Genomic DNA, 14494 nt, shown 5'->3' with positions numbered 1-14494 from the left:
ACATCAACGGCGCCCACCAAGGTGGGCGTCTACCGGAATCCGTGGGTCGGGGTGCTTTTGGTAGGTGCCAACCTTGGTTGGCACGCAGGACGTCAACGCGAACGGAACCGCACCCCCACCCGCGCGCCACCGAGCGGCGCCGTTTCGATCTTCAACATCGCACCATGTCGCTGCGCGATCTCCGCCACAATCGCCAACCCCAGCCCGCAGCCATCGCCTTCGCTGCTGGCCCGGTAGAAGCGTTCCGTGACGCGCGTGCGTTCGGCTTCGGCAATGCCGGCGCCGTCATCGTCAACCCATGCCTGCACGCCTTCGGCCTCCTGCCGAACGCCGAGGGTGATCACACCGGGCACGGCACCGTAGCGCAGCGCGTTGTCCAGCAGGTTGCCCAATGCTTCGCGCAGCAGCTGCGGATCGCCCTGTACCTGCACGCCGTCGTCTGGCCCCTCGTAGCCCAGGTCAACGCCCGCCGCCAACGCACGGTCGGCGTAGCGCTCCACCACCCCGCGTGCCAACGCAGCCAGGTCCACCGGTTGCAGTGGCAGTGCACTGCCATGCGGATCTTCCGAGCGGCTGAGCATCAGCAGCTGGTTGACCAGATGCTGCAAGCGGGCCAGCCCGGCCAGCGTGCCGGACAGCGCCAGCTGCTGGGCCTGCGGGTCGTGCTGGCGCAATGAACTCTCCAGTTCCACCTGCATCGCCGCCAAGGGCGTGCGCAGCTGGTGCGCGGCATTGCTGACAAAGCGCCGCTGCGCATCCTGCATCGCGTCCAGACGCTGCAGCAGCGCGTTGTAGGCCTCCACCGCCGGCCACAGTTCGCGCGGTGCCTCCTGCGCAGGGTCCAACGGTGCCAACGGATCCGGCCGCGGGCTGGCCAGCTTCCGCGCAACCAGGTTGGCATGGCGAGCGGCAGCGCCTGTACCGGACCACGCCAGCCACGCCGCCAATGCCAGGATCGCGGCCTGGAAGGGAACGCTGGTCAGCAGCAGCTTGCGCTCCAGCCGGTGGCGTTTGCGAAGCGTCTCAGCCACGCGCAGCCGGATGTCATGGCCCGGTCCGGCGCTGACCACCACTTCGACCATGCGCACCGGTTGACCACGCACCCGTGCATCGTAGTAGATGGCGTCGTCATCATTTCCCGCTGCGATTGCGGGGCGGGGCAGGGCTTCGGGCAGGTCGCCATACAAACGCCCGCACTCGGCATCGACTACCTCGCCATGCACTTCGTCGGCGGTGTCCCAGCTGAACATGCGCGAGACGGCTGGGGTGATCTCGATCGAAGCGCGACCATCCTGCACCGTCACCAGCTCGGACAACGACATCGCCGAATCCAGCAGCCAGCGGTCGTAGACCTGGCCGGCATAGAACCGGGCCAGCGCAAATGAACCCACTGCGCTGCACAGCAGCAGTACCAGCAGCGGTAGCCAAAGGCGCCTGAGCAGCAGGCCACGCAGGCTGTGCACGCGCTCAGTCACCCACGGCCTCCAGCCGGTATCCAAGCCCACGCAGCATGCGGATGCCGACGCCGGCGCGCGCCTGTTCCAGCTTGCGGCGCAGGCGGCTGACGTGGACCTCGATCACCGACAGGTTGGCGTCGTGGTCCCAGCTGTACAGCGCGTCGAACAGGCGCTGCTTGGTAACGGTGCGGCCGGGATGCTGCATCAGTGCATCGACCAGCGACAGCTCACGCGCAGTCAGCTCGATGCGCTGGCCGTCCACCTGCACTTCATTGCGGATGCTGTCGAAGCACAACCGGCCCAATCGCTTCTGCGCCGGCGCATCGCTTCGGCGGCGTGACAATGCACGCAGGCGGGCTTCCAGCTCACCCAGTGCGAATGGCTTGGCCAGGTAATCATCGCCACCCCGGTCAAGGCCGAGGATGCGGTCCTCCACGCCATCGCGTGCGGTCAGGATCAGCACCGGCAGGGTGACGCCGTCGTTGCGCAGGCGCGAGAGCAGGTCGAGGCCATCGACGTCGGGCAATGAAAGATCGAGCACCATCACGTCATATGGCGCGCTGGCCAGTGCCGCCGGTGCATGCAGCCCGCGCGAAAGGTGGTCGCACAGATGGCCGGCACCCTGCAGGGCGCGGATCAGTCCATCGGCCAGAGCGGCGTCGTCTTCGATCAGCAGGATTCGCATTGCAAGCTTCGTGCAAGGTTGGGGCAAGTTTGGCGCAAGTGCGTCACCTTACCGTGACCCGCATGAATTTCTCCCCTCGTCTTGCGGCCGTGTTGGCCGCCCTCCTGTGCGCGCCGGCCGCATCGGCACTGTCCCTGCAGGATGCGCAGCGCGCAATGGAAGCACACAACCCGGACCTCCGCGCGGCGGCACTGGAGCTGCGCGCTGTGCAGGGCGATGCGCAGACGGCGGCATTACGCCCGACCACCGAGCTGTCGATCGGCACCAGCAAGATCAGCCCCAAGCACGGCATCGGCCCCGGACGCTGGCAGGACAAGCGGGTGGACAGCACCGTGGGCCTGGGCTGGACCTGGGAGCGCGGCGGCAAGCGCGCACTGCGCATCCGCCAGGCCGACGCGCTGCTGGAAGTGGCCGGGCTGGAGATGCTCGATGCGCGGCGCCGCCAGCACGTGGCGCTGCATGAAGCCTATTTCGGCTTGAAGGGCGCGCAGGAGCGGGCGCAGATTGCCGAGGCCAACCGCCAGAGTTCGGCCGAGCAGATGGCGGCGGCGGACAAGCAGGTCGCGACAGGGGCGATGGCACCGGTGGATCGCGCGCGGCTGGCGGTGGACGATCTCGCCGTAGCCGACGCGGCGCGCGAGGCGGCCCTGGATCTGCGCGATGCACGGCATGCGCTGGGGCTGCTGCTCGGCCGCGACGACAGCCATGACCTCAGCGCCGATGATCCGTGGCCAGACCCCGCGGGCAGGGTGGATACGCGTGCGTTCGACCCGCAGCAGCGTGCCGATCTGCGCGCGGCACGTTCGCGCCTGGCCGCGGCCGACACCGGTGTGGCACTGGCGCGCAGTGAGCGCCATCGCGACATCCAGCTGGGTGTGGAGGCCGAGCGCGAGCCGACCGACATCAGCGGCGTCACCTGGGGTGTGTCATTGACCATTCCGCTCGGCGGCCCGTCACGTGCACGCGGCGCGATCCAGCGTGCCGAGGCCGACCGTGACAGCGCCGCGCTGGAGCTGCAGGTACTGCAGCGCGAAGCACGCGCCGAGCTGGACCAGCTGCAGGCCAGCGCGCAGTCCGCCGCACAGCGCCGCCGCGACTATGAGGGACTGCAGTCCGACGCCGCACGCAAGGCGGTGCAGGGCATCGAACTGGCGTACCGGCGCGGCGCCGCCAGCCTGACCGATCTGCTGGATGCGCGCCGCAGTTGGCGCGACTTCGAGGCCGCGCTGATCGATGCGCGCGCCGACCATGCCATTGCCCTGGCGCGCTGGGAAGCGGCCACATCCGTTGCTGAAGGAGAGTCCCGATGAAGTCCCCCGTCGCCCATCGCCCGCGGGCGCGACACGGCGTGCTGCCGGCCTTGCTGGCGCTGGCCCTGCTGGTCGGCTGCGGCCGTGAGCCGGCGTCCTACACCGAGGATGCGCCGCAGATCAGTGCCGGCCAGATCCAGTTTCCTGCCGGCAGCCGCCAGCTGGACGTGCTGCGCAGCGAGGCGGTGACCGCCGGCGCCAGCGCCAGCCTGCAGCTGCCGGGCCGGGTGGTCTGGGACGAGACCCGTTCCAGTGCACTGCGCACGCCGTTGCCGGGGCAGGTGGCGCGCATCGAGGCGCAGCCGGGCCAGAAAGTGAAGGCCGGCCAATTGATTGCCTGGATCACCTCGCCCGAGTTCGGCCAGGCCCAGGCGGAGGGCGTGCGTGGCCGCGCCGAGCTGCAGCAGGCGCGCAAGGAGCTGGAGCGCACCCGCGAGCTGCATGCGGCGGGTGTGGCGTCGGGCCGCGAACTGGACGAGGCCGAGGCCAACTTCGCCGGCAGCCAGGCCGATCATGCGCGTGCAACCGCCTTCGCCAAGGCATATGGCAACGGCCAGCGCGTCGACCAGCGCCTGCCGCTGCGCGCGCCCATTGATGGCGTGCTGGTGGAGCGGCGGATGAGCCCGGGCATGGCGGTCAGCCCGGACAGCGAACAGCCATTGGCGGTGATTGGCGATCCGGACCGCCTGTGGTTGCTGCTGGATGTTCCCGAGAGCCTGGCCGGACGCATGAAGGCGGGCATGCAGGTGAGCGTACCCGGTGCCGATGGCCAACTGCTGCAGGCGACCCTGCAGCACGTGGATGACTTCGTCGACAGCGAACGCCGCGTGGTGCAGGCGCGCGCCGAGCTGGACAACCGCGCACGCGGCTTCAAGGCGGGGCAGTACGTGCGCGCCCAGGTGGCGTTGCCGGCCGACGGCGGTGTCTCGCTGCCCGATGCGGCCGTGCTGCTGATCGACGGCAAGCAGGTGGTGTTCGTGGAGGAGGACAAGGGGCGCTACGTGCGCCATGCCGTGCATGCCGAGGAACTGGGCGATGGCCGGCTGTGGGTGCGTGACGACCTGGCGGTTGGCAGCAGGGTGGTGGTCGAGGGCGGCCTGCTGTTGCAGCAGCTGGTCGACAGCGCGCCAGCCGCCGCCAGCGCCGGCACGGGGCACGCCGCGCCATGATCGATCGCCTGATTGCCTATTGCCTGCGCCAGCCCTTGATGGTGATGCTGGCGCTGCTGTTGTTCATCGGCGCTGGCATTGCCGCGTTCCGCGTGCTGCCAGTCGAGGCCTTTCCGGATGTGTCCGATACACAGGTGACAGTGGTATCGCTGCACCCCGGGCGCGCGGCCGAAGAGGTGGAGCGCGAAGTGACGATGCCGCTGGAAGTGGCGCTGTCCGGCATTCCGCATTCGGTGCGGGTGTTCTCGCATACGCAGTTCGGCCTGTCGATGATCATCCTGACCTTCGACGACAAGGCCGATGACTACTTCGCGCGCCAGCAGGTGCTGGAGCGCCTGCAGGGCGTGGAGCTGCCGGAAGGGGTGACCCCGGAACTGGAGGCGATGAGCTCAGCGGTAGGCGAGATCTACCGCTACGTGCTCAAGGGCCCGCACATGACGCCGACCCAGCTGCGCACCGTGCAGGAATGGACGATGGAGCGCAGCCTGCGCACCGTGCCGGGCGTGGCCGATGTGATCAGCTTCGGCGGCTTCGCGCGCACGTTCCAGGTCAAGCCGGACCTGGACAAGCTGCGTGACCGCGGCATCAGCCTGCGTGAGTTCGCCGAGGCCCTGGAGAAGGGCAGCTCGAATGCCGGCGGCGGCTACGTGGAGCGCGGCCAGCAGCAGTTCCTGATCCGCGGCGTAGGCCTGATGCGTTCGCCGGCCGACATCGGCAATGTGGTCGTGGAGCAGCGTGGTGGCACGCCGATCCTGGTGCGCGACCTAGCCAGCATCGCCGATACCGGCCTGCCACGGCAGGGCCTGGTCGGCCAGGACGACAATGACGATGCGGTGTTCGGCATGGTGCTGATGCGCAAGGGCGAGAATCCGTCCGACGTGCTCGGCGCCCTGCATGCGCGCATCGCCGAGATCGAAGCCAACCAGCTGCCGCACGGGGTCAGCATCGAGCCGTTCTACGACCGCTCGTGGCTGGTCTCGACCACGCTGAAAACCGTCTTCAGCAACCTGCTGGAAGGCGCGGTGCTGGTGTTCCTGGTGCTGTGGCTGTTCCTGTACAACGCCCGCGCCGCACTGATCGTGGCGGCGATGATGCCGCTTGCGCTGCTGTCGACCTTCCTCGGCCTGCACCTGTGGGGCGTGCCGGCCAACCTGCTGTCGTTGGGTGCGATGGACTTCGGCATCATCATCGACGGCGCGGTGATCGTGACCGAGCACATCGTCTCGCGATTGTCGAAGCTGCCCCCTGCGGCCGACCGGAAGACACGGTTCTCGACCATTCTTTCAGCCGCATCGGAAGTGGGGCGGCCGACGTTTTTCTCGATGTTGATCATCATCGCCGCACACATCCCGATCTTCACCCTGCAGCGCCAGGAAGGCCGCATGTTCGCGCCGATGGCGTACTCGGTGACCTCGGCCCTGATCGGTGCGTTGATCCTGGCGCTGACCGTGGTGCCGTTGTTCTGCTACTGGTGGCTGCGGCGCGACCGCATGCGCGACGGCAATCCGCTGATGGACCGCCTGACCGGCTGGTACCGGCCGATCCTGGAGCGCGCTCTGGCCCGCCCGCGTGCGGTGGTACTGACCGCGGTCGCGCTGCTGGCCGGCACGCTCGCGCTGGGCACCCGGCTGGGTTCGGAGTTCCTGCCGGAGCTGGACGAGGGCTCGATCTGGCTGACCGCCACGCTTGACCCCAGCACCAGCCTGGCCGAGGCGCAGCAGCAGTCGCGGCGCATCCGTGAGCTGGTCGGCACCTTCCCGCAGGTATCGACGGTGGTGGCCAAGCTGGGGCGCCCGGAAGACGGCTCCGATGCCAAGGGCGCCAACCAGATCGAGGCGCTGGTGGCGTTGAAGCCCGAGAAGGAATGGCCGAAGGGCGTGGACAAGCGGCAGCTGGTCAGTGATCTGCAGCGCACGCTGGAGCAGCGTATTCCAGGGCCGGAGTTCTCGATCTCGCAGCCGGTGCGCGACAACATCCTGGAGAGCATCTCGCAGATCAAGGGCCAGGTGGTGATCAAGGTCAGTGGCTCGGATCTGGACGTGCTGAACCAGCAGGCGCAGGCGATCCTGGGACAGGTACGTGGCGTAGAGGGCGTAGAGAGTGCCTTCATCGACCGTGACGGCTCACTGCCGCAGCTGCAGATCGAAATCGACCGCGACCGTGCTGCGCGCTATGGCTTGAACGTGCGCGATATCGACGAGGTGATCGAGACCGCACTGGGCGGGCGCCAGGTCGGCGAACTGTGGGAAGGTGACCGCAGGTTCCCGATCACGTTGCGCCTGGACGACGCCGACCGCGACCTGCAACGGCTGCGCACGGTGCCGGTCGGCATCGGCGATGGGCACACGGTGACACTGTCCGACGTGGCCGACTTCCGCATGGCCAGCGGTGCGATCAACATCTCGCGCGAGAACGCACAGCGGGTCAAGGCGGTGAGCATCTTCATCGCCGGGCGTGACATGGGCAGCGTGGTGGCCGACATGCGCAAGCGCGTGGACGCCAGCGTGCAGTTGCCGGAAGGCTACCGGCTGGAATGGTCCGGGGAGTTCGAGAACCAGCAGCGTGCGATGAAGCGGCTGGGCTGGGTGATCCCGCTGTCGGTGCTGATCATCTTCGTGCTGCTGTTCGATGCCTTCAAGGACATCAGCAGTGCGGCGCTGATCCTGGCCAACGTGCCACTGGCGATGATCGGCGGCATTCTCGCCCTGTGGTTGACCGGCATCCCGCTGTCGGTGTCGGCGGCGATCGGCTTCATTGCATTGTTCGGGCAGGCGGTCTTGAACGGGGTGGTGATGCTCAGTCGCTTCGCGCAGCTGCGCGAGCAGGGCATGGACCTGCTGCAGTCGGTGGTGCAGGGCTCGCTGCAACGCCTGCGCACGGTGCTGATGACCGCATTGCTGGCGATGTTCGGCCTGCTGCCGATGGCGACCTCGCATGCCATTGGCGCCGAGACCCAGAAGCCGCTGGCGGTGGTGGTGATCGGTGGCCTGCTGTCGGCGATGCTGCTGACCCTGCTGGTACTGCCCACGCTGTACTACTGGGTGCATCTCCGCCGCGAGGCACGCACGGGCTGACGGCGATATCCGGTTCTCTGCCCGGTAGAGGCCAACCTTGGTTGGCACGCGGCGAGGCGCCCACCAAGGTGGGCGAATACCGGTGCGCAATGGCCGCGAACTACACCATCCCGCCATTGGCGCGCAGGACCTGACCGTTGATCCACCCGCCATCGGCACCGGCCAGGAACGCCACCGCACCGGCGATATCCTCCGGCGTACCCAGCCGCTCCAGCGGGTTCATCTTCGCCAGCCGCTCGATCAGTTCCGGCGACTTTCCGTCCAGGAACAGGTCGGTAGCGGTCGGACCGGGAGCCACCGCGTTTACGGTGATGTTGCGCCCGCGCAGCTCCTTGCTGAGGATCGCGCCCATCGTCTCCACCGCCGCCTTGCTGGCGGCATACACGCTGTAGTTCTCCAGTCTGATGCCGACCACGCTGGTGGACAGGGTGATCAGCCGGCCACCGTCGCGCACCCGTCGCGCGCTCTCGCGCAGCACGTTGAAGGCGCCTTTCAGGTTGATCCCGATCACCCGCTCGAACAGGGCATCGTCGCTGTCGGCCAGCGGCGCCAACTGCAGCACGCCAGCACTGTTCACCACTACGTCGATACCGCCGAAGCGCGCCTCGATAGCGTCGAACAGCTGGCGCACCGCCTGCGGGTCGGCCACATCGGCCTGCAGCGCGATGGCCTGCGCGCCGGCCGCGTTGAGTTCGGCGGCCAATGCTTCGGCGTCGTCGCGGCGGCCCGCATAGTTGATCGCGAGCGCGTGGCCATCGGCGGCCAGGCGGCGGGAGATGGCGGCGCCGATGCCACGGGATCCGCCGGTGACCAGGGCGACAGAGCGGGCGGGGGAGAGGGTCATGGTGGCTTCCACTGGGGAGCGCCGGAGTGGCGCAGGGCTATCTTCGCGAGATTGTCCTTTCGGATAGTCCTGCATAATCCGTCAACATCATCCGGACAGCCGAACAATGGATCGTTTCACGGCCATGCGCACCTTCGTCCGTATCGTCGAGCGCCGCAGCTTCACCCGGGCCTCCGAGGACCTGGGCCTGCCACGGGCCACGGTGACCGACGCGATCAAGGCGCTGGAACAGCGGCTGGGGGTGCGCCTGCTGCACCGGACCACGCGGCTGGTGGTGCCGACGCTGGAAGGCGAGGCCTTCTATGGCCGTTGCCTGCGCCTGATCGCCGACATGGACGATGCCGAGGCTGCGTTCCGTGATGCCCCGCCACGCGGGCCGCTGCGCATTGAAGTACATGGCACGCTGGGCCGGCACCTGCTGTTTCCGCACCTGCCGGAGTTCCTGCAGCGCTACCCGGAGATCGAGCTGGACGTCAGTGAAGGCGACCGCTATGTCGACCTGCTGCGCGAAGGCGTGGATGCGGCGTTGCGGGTGGGGACGCTGGCCGACAGCGATCTGGCGGCGCGCCGGTTGACGATGCTGCGCGAGGTCACGGTGGCCGCTCCGGGTTATGTGCAGGCGCACGGCCTGCCCGATACCATTGAATCGCTGGAGCAAGGCCATCAGATGATCGGCTACCGCTCCAGCGCCACTGGCCAGCTGATCCCCCTGGAGTTCCAACAGGCGGGACAGGTGCGCTACGTGCCGCTGCCGGCGCGGGTGCGTGTTTCCGGCGCGGATGCATTCCTTGGGGCCGCGCTGGCGGGCCTCGGCATCATCCAGGCGCCGCGCTACCGGATGGACCCGTATATCGCGCGCGGGCAGCTGGTCGAGCTGTTGCCTGAGACGCCGCCGACGCCAAGCCCGTTGAGCCTGGTCTACCCGCGCAACCGCACGCCGTCGCCACGCTTGCGGGTGTTCATCGACTGGGTGGCCGGGGTGTTCGAGCAGACCGGGGTTGCCGGCCAGCGGCCGGCACTACCGTCCAAGGGCGCGCGTGCTGGGTAGTGCCGGCCGCTGGCCGGCAGCACCGAAGCAACGTTCCTGAGACGCTGCCATGGGCTGGCTGTGCAGGGTAGTGCCGGCCGCTGGCCGGCAACTGCAATGCGCTTGATGTACCGGGGTACCGGCCAGCGGTCGGCACTACCGGGCGGCGGCGCCCGGCAGCACCAGCTCGAACACGGTGCCGGTGTCATCCGACACAACACTCACACTACCGCCATGGGCCTGTGCAATCGCGCGGGTAATCGCCAGCCCCAGTCCGGCACCTTCGTGGCGGCCGCGCTCGCCGCGGTAGAAGCGATCGAACAGGCGCGGCAGCGCTTCGGCGGCAATCGGCGTGCCAAGGTTGTGCACGCTGACCCTGCACACGCCATCGGCCTCGATCAGCCGCACCCGTACTTCGCTGCCCACGGCTGCGTGCTTCAACGCGTTGGACAGCAGGTTGGCGATCGCGCGGTGCAGCATCAGGCGGTTGCCTTCCACGCTCGCCACACCGTCGCGGCGCAGGGTCAACTGCCGGTCCTCGGCCAGCAGGTCGTAGAACTCGAGCAGCGAATCCACCACCCCATCCAGCGCCACCAGCTCGCGTGAGGGCAGCGCGCCCGGCGCCTCGGCCTGCGCCAGGTACAGCAGGTCGCCCACGGTCTGCGCCAGCTGCTGCAGTTCCTCGGCACACGACGCAAGCGTCTCGCGGTAGGCCTCGTTGCTGCGCGGGTGCGCCATCACCACCTGCACCTCGGTCAGCATGTTGGTGATCGGGGTGCGCAACTCGTGGGCGAGATCACCGGAGAACTCGGTCAGCCGCGCGAAGTCCTGCTGCAGGCGTGCCAGCATGCCGTTGAGGGTCTGCGCCAACTGCTCCAGTTCGGCCGGTGCACTGCGCGCGCTCAGGCGGCGCTGCAGGCGACCGGCGGTGATCTGCCTGGCCTCATCGGCCAGCGTGCGCAGCGGCCGTAGCGTACGCCGCACCACATAACCGCCGAGCAGGCTGCTGGCCACCGCGGCGCCGATGATCGCGATCGCCAGCAGGTGGCGAAAGCGCTGCAGGAAATCGGCATGGCGGTCGTCATCGATGGCCAGCAGGGTGACCAGCGGGCTGCCGTCGGCCAGGGTCTGGCGCAGGTGCAGGGCATGCATGCAGCGGCCATCGGCGAGGATCCAGTCGTGCCGCCGTGGCGCGGCGTCGATCGGCTGGCCGCGTGCATGCTCGCGCAGCAGCGCCGGTGCGGTCGAGAACAGCACCGCGCCACGCCCATCAACAACGTGGAAGGCGATGTCCGGATGATGGCCCAGCGCCTCTGCCAAGCGCTTCGCGCGTGTGGACGCAGGTCCGTTATCGGCGAGGTCACGGATCAACGCGACCTTGTTTTCCAGTTCGACGAAGTCCTGGGCGACCAGGTCGTGGCGGGCACTGACATAGATCGCCACGCCTAACGCGGCCAGCACCAGCGTGGCCACGATGGCGAACAGCAGCGTCAGCCGCGCCGCGATGGAACGGCGCAGGCTCATCCGCTGTGCACTGCACCGTCGTCCGGCGCCTCCAGCACATAGCCCATGCCGCGCACGGTGACGATCAGCTTGGCATCGAAGTCATCGTCGATCTTCGCGCGCAGGCGGCGGATCGCCACGTCGATCACGTTGGTGTCGCTGTCGAAATTCATGTCCCACACCTGCGAAGCGATCAACGAGCGCGGCAGCACTTCGCCACGTCGGCGCGCCAGCAGCTCCAGCAGGGTGTATTCCTTCTGGCTGAGGGTGATGCGCTGGCCGCCGCGTTCAACCCGGCGGCGCAGGGTGTCCACCACCAGGTCGGCGATGACGATGCGCTCGGCCTGCGGCTGCGCCTGGCCGCGACGCAGCAGGGTGCGTACCCGCGCCAGCAGCTCGGCGAAGGCGAATGGCTTGGCCAGGTAGTCGTCGGCGCCCAGCTCAAGGCCCTGCACGCGGTCGGCGATGCTGCTGCGCGCGGTCAGGAACAGTACCGGCACCTGCCAGCCGGCCTCGCGCAGCCGCGACAGCACGTTCCAGCCATCCAGGCCGGGCAGCATCACGTCCAGGATGACCAGCTGGTACTCGCCGCTGCCGGCCAGGTGCAGCCCGTCGACGCCGTTGCAGGCGAGATCGACCACGTAGCCGGCCTCGATCAGCCCCTGGCGCAGGTAGTTGCCGGTCTTGGGTTCGTCTTCGACGATCAGCAGTTTCATGATGCGCCCATCATCGCAGCTTGGGCCCGTACCGGAACGGATTGGTCATGCCAGTGGGTCCAGCGTGCCAAGCACCGCGACGCAGGCCAGCACCAGCAGTGCCAGCAGCGATTCGCAGGCCAGGCTTTGGCGGAGCGAGCGCAGCGGCCTGGGTTGCCAGCCGCCACGGATGGAGACCGCCAGCGCCGGCACCAGCCGCCAGCGATGCAGCGCGGCCAGGCCCAGCATGCCACCCACCAGTGCCAGCTTGAGCAGCAGCCAGCGTCCATGCGCAGTGCCGATGAGGGTCTGCACGGAACCGCCAAGATCGACATAGGTATAGGCGCCGGTCATCGCCAGGGTGGCGACGATGATCGTGCCGGGCAGGGCGAAGCCGTGGGCGGCCTGCCACAGCTCCCGGGTGCGTTCGCGCAGGCGCAGGCCCTGCGGACGCAGCGCCAACTGCAGGAAGGCGGCGATCGCGCCGACCCAGGCGCCGGCGGCCAGAAGGTGCACCATGCCGGACACCAGCCGCATCGTGCCACCGAACCCATCGCCGGCGGCGGCATGGCCGTTCCAGGACAGGCTGGCGAGGGCCATTCCGGACAACGCGAGCAGCGCCACGCGCCGCGGTCCACCCAGCGGCGTGGCGGCTGCCAGCAAGGGCAGCATCGCCAGCACCGCCACGGTGCGCAGCAGGCCGGCTTCACCTACCGGCGTGCCGGTGAGGAACCAGTGCGCCGTTGCAGGGTCGATGTCGGCCGGCGCGATGCCGAGCACACCGGACAAGCGGGTGATGACATCGGTGACCACCACGGCCAACGCGACCAGGGCGAGCGCCAGCGAGACGCCGCGCGGTAGCCGCGGACGGACGAACAGCAGCCGCCCGAACAGCAGCATCAGCACCAGGTACAGCGCCAGCCGCAGCGCATACGGCGAGAGCTCGGCCACGGCGGCGGCCTTACTTCACGGTGAAGCGGTAGTTGCCGGTGATCGGGTGGCTGTCCTGGCCGACCGCGCGCCATTGCAGTGCGTAGCTGCCGGCGGGCAGCGGCTTGGCGAAGCGCGCACGCAGCGTGTGCCCATCTTCGGAGAGGTCCTGCGCGGTGGTGGGCATGGCCATCTTCATGCGGCCATGGTCCATGCTCAGTTCGATGCGGGTGGCACGCGGCATCACCTTCTCACTGAACTGCAGCGTGATCTCGGTCGCCGGGGCCATTGTGGCGTCGGCGGCCGGCGTCGAACGCACCAGGCTCGGATGGGCCAGGGCCAGCGGCGCAACCGCGAGGCCGGACAGGAGAAGCGCCAGGGAGGCGGAGCGGCGAAGTGAACGGGTCATGCGCGGGACACCTTTGGAAGAAGTGGCCCGCAGAGTGGAGGGCCGCGCCTTTCGCCGCCCTGACCCGAACATTACCGATCTGTAATGTTCCGTCCACGCACAGGTGGTGCCGGCCGCTGGCCGGCATCACAGTGCTGCCAACGGCCCCTGCATGCGATGGAAACTGCCATCGGTGGCGGTGAACCAGGCCAGCGAACGCCCGCCGACGAAGTCATCGACATGCACGACCGTTGCGCCATCGGCTTCCTGCCACGAAATGGCATAGACCCCTTCGCCGATCTGCTGCCACTCGCAGGCGGCTTCGCCCTGCGCACCGGCATAGGCGCCGGAAACGATGGCGTACTGCACGTGGCGGCCATCGGCGCTGTAGACATTGTCGGCGGCCAGGCCGTCATAGCTGACGCGGAAGCGGCGGCCGGCGAACAACGGCAAGGCGGGGGCCGTGTTCATCGGATCGCCACCGGGTTGATGTTGACCTGGGTCGAGCCGACGTAAAGCGGCTGGCCGAGCACGAACAGGAATTCCCAGGCCTTGTCGCGCACCAGCGCACGGCTGTCGATCAGCTCCAGGTTGTAGATGCCGCGCTTGGCCAGCATGTACTGGTTGATCGGGAACTCCTCGGCACCGTTCGGGTTCGGGTAGACCTCCGAGGCCCAGGTGTCGCCACCGAAGGCGACGATGCCCTGGTCGGCCAGCCACTTCGCGGCCTCCATGCCGATACCCGGCTCCACTTCGAGGAACTGCGTGTTGTCCTTGCCGATCAGTTCCAGCCAACCGGTGTTGAACAGCACCACGTCGCCCTTGCGCAGGCTCAGGCCCTGCTTCTTCAGCACGGCCTGGATGTCTGCCACGGTGAACTCGGTGCCGCCGGGCACGATCGCCTTGCCGTAGTACGCGGTCATGTCCAGCACGACGCCGCGGGTGACCATCGGCGGTACCTTCTCGACGCCGAGCTTGCGCACACCGTCCACGGTGACGAAGTCGGCGGCCTTGTTGCCGTTGTAGTAGACGTTGTCGATGCCGATATGGCCGATGCCGTTGAGCTGGGTGCCAACGCCGGTCCAGGCGTTCACCAATTCATCGTTGAAGGTGAACTTGTTGGGGCCCAGCGACTTGCCGGCCTGCTGGCCGACCTGCACGTTGTACAGGCGGAAGCTGCGGTGGCGGAACGCGGGCAGGTTCTTGTCCACCGGCACCGCCAGCGGATAGGTCTTGCCGGTCCTGACCAGCGATACCGCGTGCTTGACCACGTCAGCGGTGAGCAGGTTGGCCGCGCCGATCTCGTCGTTGGCGCCGTAGGCAGAGGGATACCACTCCTCGGCGGTGGCCTGGAAGGACAGCGGCAGGGTGGCCAGCGCAAGCGCGGCCAGGGTCTTCATCTTCATGGCAAA

The 14494-nt window shown here is 68.3% G+C and carries 13 protein-coding genes; 4 read left to right on the top strand and 9 right to left on the bottom strand.

Translation table 11 applies throughout. The features are described from left to right. Positions 1-92: 92 nt before the first annotated feature. Both AC5P67_RS09980 and AC5P67_RS09975 read right to left on the bottom strand, forming a co-directional pair. Positions 93-1475 (bottom strand): sensor histidine kinase, encoded by a 1383-nt coding sequence (locus tag AC5P67_RS09980; RefSeq protein WP_495214647.1) that lies wholly within the window; start codon positions 1473-1475, stop codon positions 93-95. Continuing rightward, positions 1468-2142: a response regulator gene (locus AC5P67_RS09975; RefSeq protein WP_099484669.1), complete on the bottom strand. Its 675-nt coding sequence runs from the start codon at positions 2140-2142 to the stop codon at positions 1468-1470. Before AC5P67_RS09975 ends, AC5P67_RS09980 begins: the two co-directional genes overlap by 8 nt. Positions 2143-2204: 62 nt before the next feature. Here AC5P67_RS09975 and AC5P67_RS09970 point away from each other — a divergent pair, with 62 nt between their 5' ends. The 3 genes from AC5P67_RS09970 to AC5P67_RS09960 are packed head-to-tail and all read left to right on the top strand — an operon-like array spanning position 2205 to position 7695. Continuing rightward, positions 2205-3452 carry a TolC family protein gene (locus tag AC5P67_RS09970; RefSeq protein WP_114618346.1) on the top strand — a complete coding sequence of 416 codons (1248 nt, stop codon included), beginning with the start codon at positions 2205-2207 and terminating at the stop codon, positions 3450-3452. Then, a complete protein-coding gene (locus AC5P67_RS09965; protein WP_024956522.1) occupies positions 3449-4621 on the top strand; it encodes an efflux RND transporter periplasmic adaptor subunit in 1173 nt (390 codons plus the stop codon). Before AC5P67_RS09970 ends, AC5P67_RS09965 begins: the two co-directional genes overlap by 4 nt. Continuing rightward, positions 4618-7695 carry an efflux RND transporter permease subunit gene (locus AC5P67_RS09960; protein WP_495214646.1) on the top strand — a complete coding sequence of 1026 codons (3078 nt, stop codon included), beginning with the start codon at positions 4618-4620 and terminating at the stop codon, positions 7693-7695. The genes AC5P67_RS09965 and AC5P67_RS09960 overlap by 4 nt, the downstream gene beginning before the upstream one ends. A gap of 100 nt (positions 7696-7795) precedes the next feature. Here the strand turns inward: AC5P67_RS09960 and AC5P67_RS09955 are convergent, their stop codons facing one another. Further along, positions 7796-8539, bottom strand: a complete 744-nt coding sequence (locus AC5P67_RS09955) for an SDR family oxidoreductase (protein WP_005409846.1) — start codon at positions 8537-8539, stop codon at positions 7796-7798. Between the two features lie 106 nt (positions 8540-8645). Between AC5P67_RS09955 and AC5P67_RS09950 the strand changes: the two genes are divergently transcribed. Continuing rightward, on the top strand, positions 8646-9587 hold the full coding sequence (locus AC5P67_RS09950; protein WP_495214644.1) for a LysR family transcriptional regulator: 942 nt from the start codon (positions 8646-8648) through the stop codon (positions 9585-9587). A 135-nt stretch (positions 9588-9722) separates the two neighbouring features. On the opposite strand, the gene AC5P67_RS09945 is transcribed toward AC5P67_RS09950, so the two are convergent. The 6 genes from AC5P67_RS09945 to AC5P67_RS09920 all read right to left on the bottom strand — a co-directional run bounded on the left by AC5P67_RS09945 (position 9723) and on the right by AC5P67_RS09920 (position 14488). Next, positions 9723-11090 (bottom strand): heavy metal sensor histidine kinase, encoded by a 1368-nt coding sequence (locus AC5P67_RS09945; protein WP_495214642.1) that lies wholly within the window; start codon positions 11088-11090, stop codon positions 9723-9725. Beyond that, positions 11087-11785: a heavy metal response regulator transcription factor gene (locus AC5P67_RS09940; RefSeq protein ID WP_012480412.1), complete on the bottom strand. Its 699-nt coding sequence runs from the start codon at positions 11783-11785 to the stop codon at positions 11087-11089. The genes AC5P67_RS09945 and AC5P67_RS09940 overlap by 4 nt, the downstream gene beginning before the upstream one ends. Positions 11786-11830: 45 nt before the next feature. Further along, complete coding sequence (gene copD, locus AC5P67_RS09935) at positions 11831-12715, bottom strand: copper homeostasis membrane protein CopD (protein WP_495214640.1); 885 nt, start codon at positions 12713-12715, stop codon at positions 11831-11833. Between the two features lie 10 nt (positions 12716-12725). Continuing rightward, the gene (copC, locus tag AC5P67_RS09930) at positions 12726-13103 is read right to left on the bottom strand and encodes a copper homeostasis periplasmic binding protein CopC (RefSeq protein ID WP_495214638.1); all 378 of its coding nucleotides are present in this window, start codon (positions 13101-13103) and stop codon (positions 12726-12728) included. 126 nt (positions 13104-13229) lie between these two features. Beyond that, positions 13230-13553, bottom strand: coding sequence for a MoaF-related domain-containing protein (locus AC5P67_RS09925; protein ID WP_005409840.1), 324 nt, complete (start codon positions 13551-13553; stop codon positions 13230-13232). Beyond that, the gene (locus tag AC5P67_RS09920; protein ID WP_005413604.1) at positions 13550-14488 is read right to left on the bottom strand and encodes a cyclase family protein; all 939 of its coding nucleotides are present in this window, start codon (positions 14486-14488) and stop codon (positions 13550-13552) included. Before AC5P67_RS09920 ends, AC5P67_RS09925 begins: the two co-directional genes overlap by 4 nt. Between the last annotated feature and the right edge of the window lie 6 nt (positions 14489-14494).

It is taken from the genome of Stenotrophomonas sp. YJH_SMC_21 (assembly GCF_059369555.1).
This window is presented reverse-complemented; position numbering and strand designations above follow the sequence as displayed.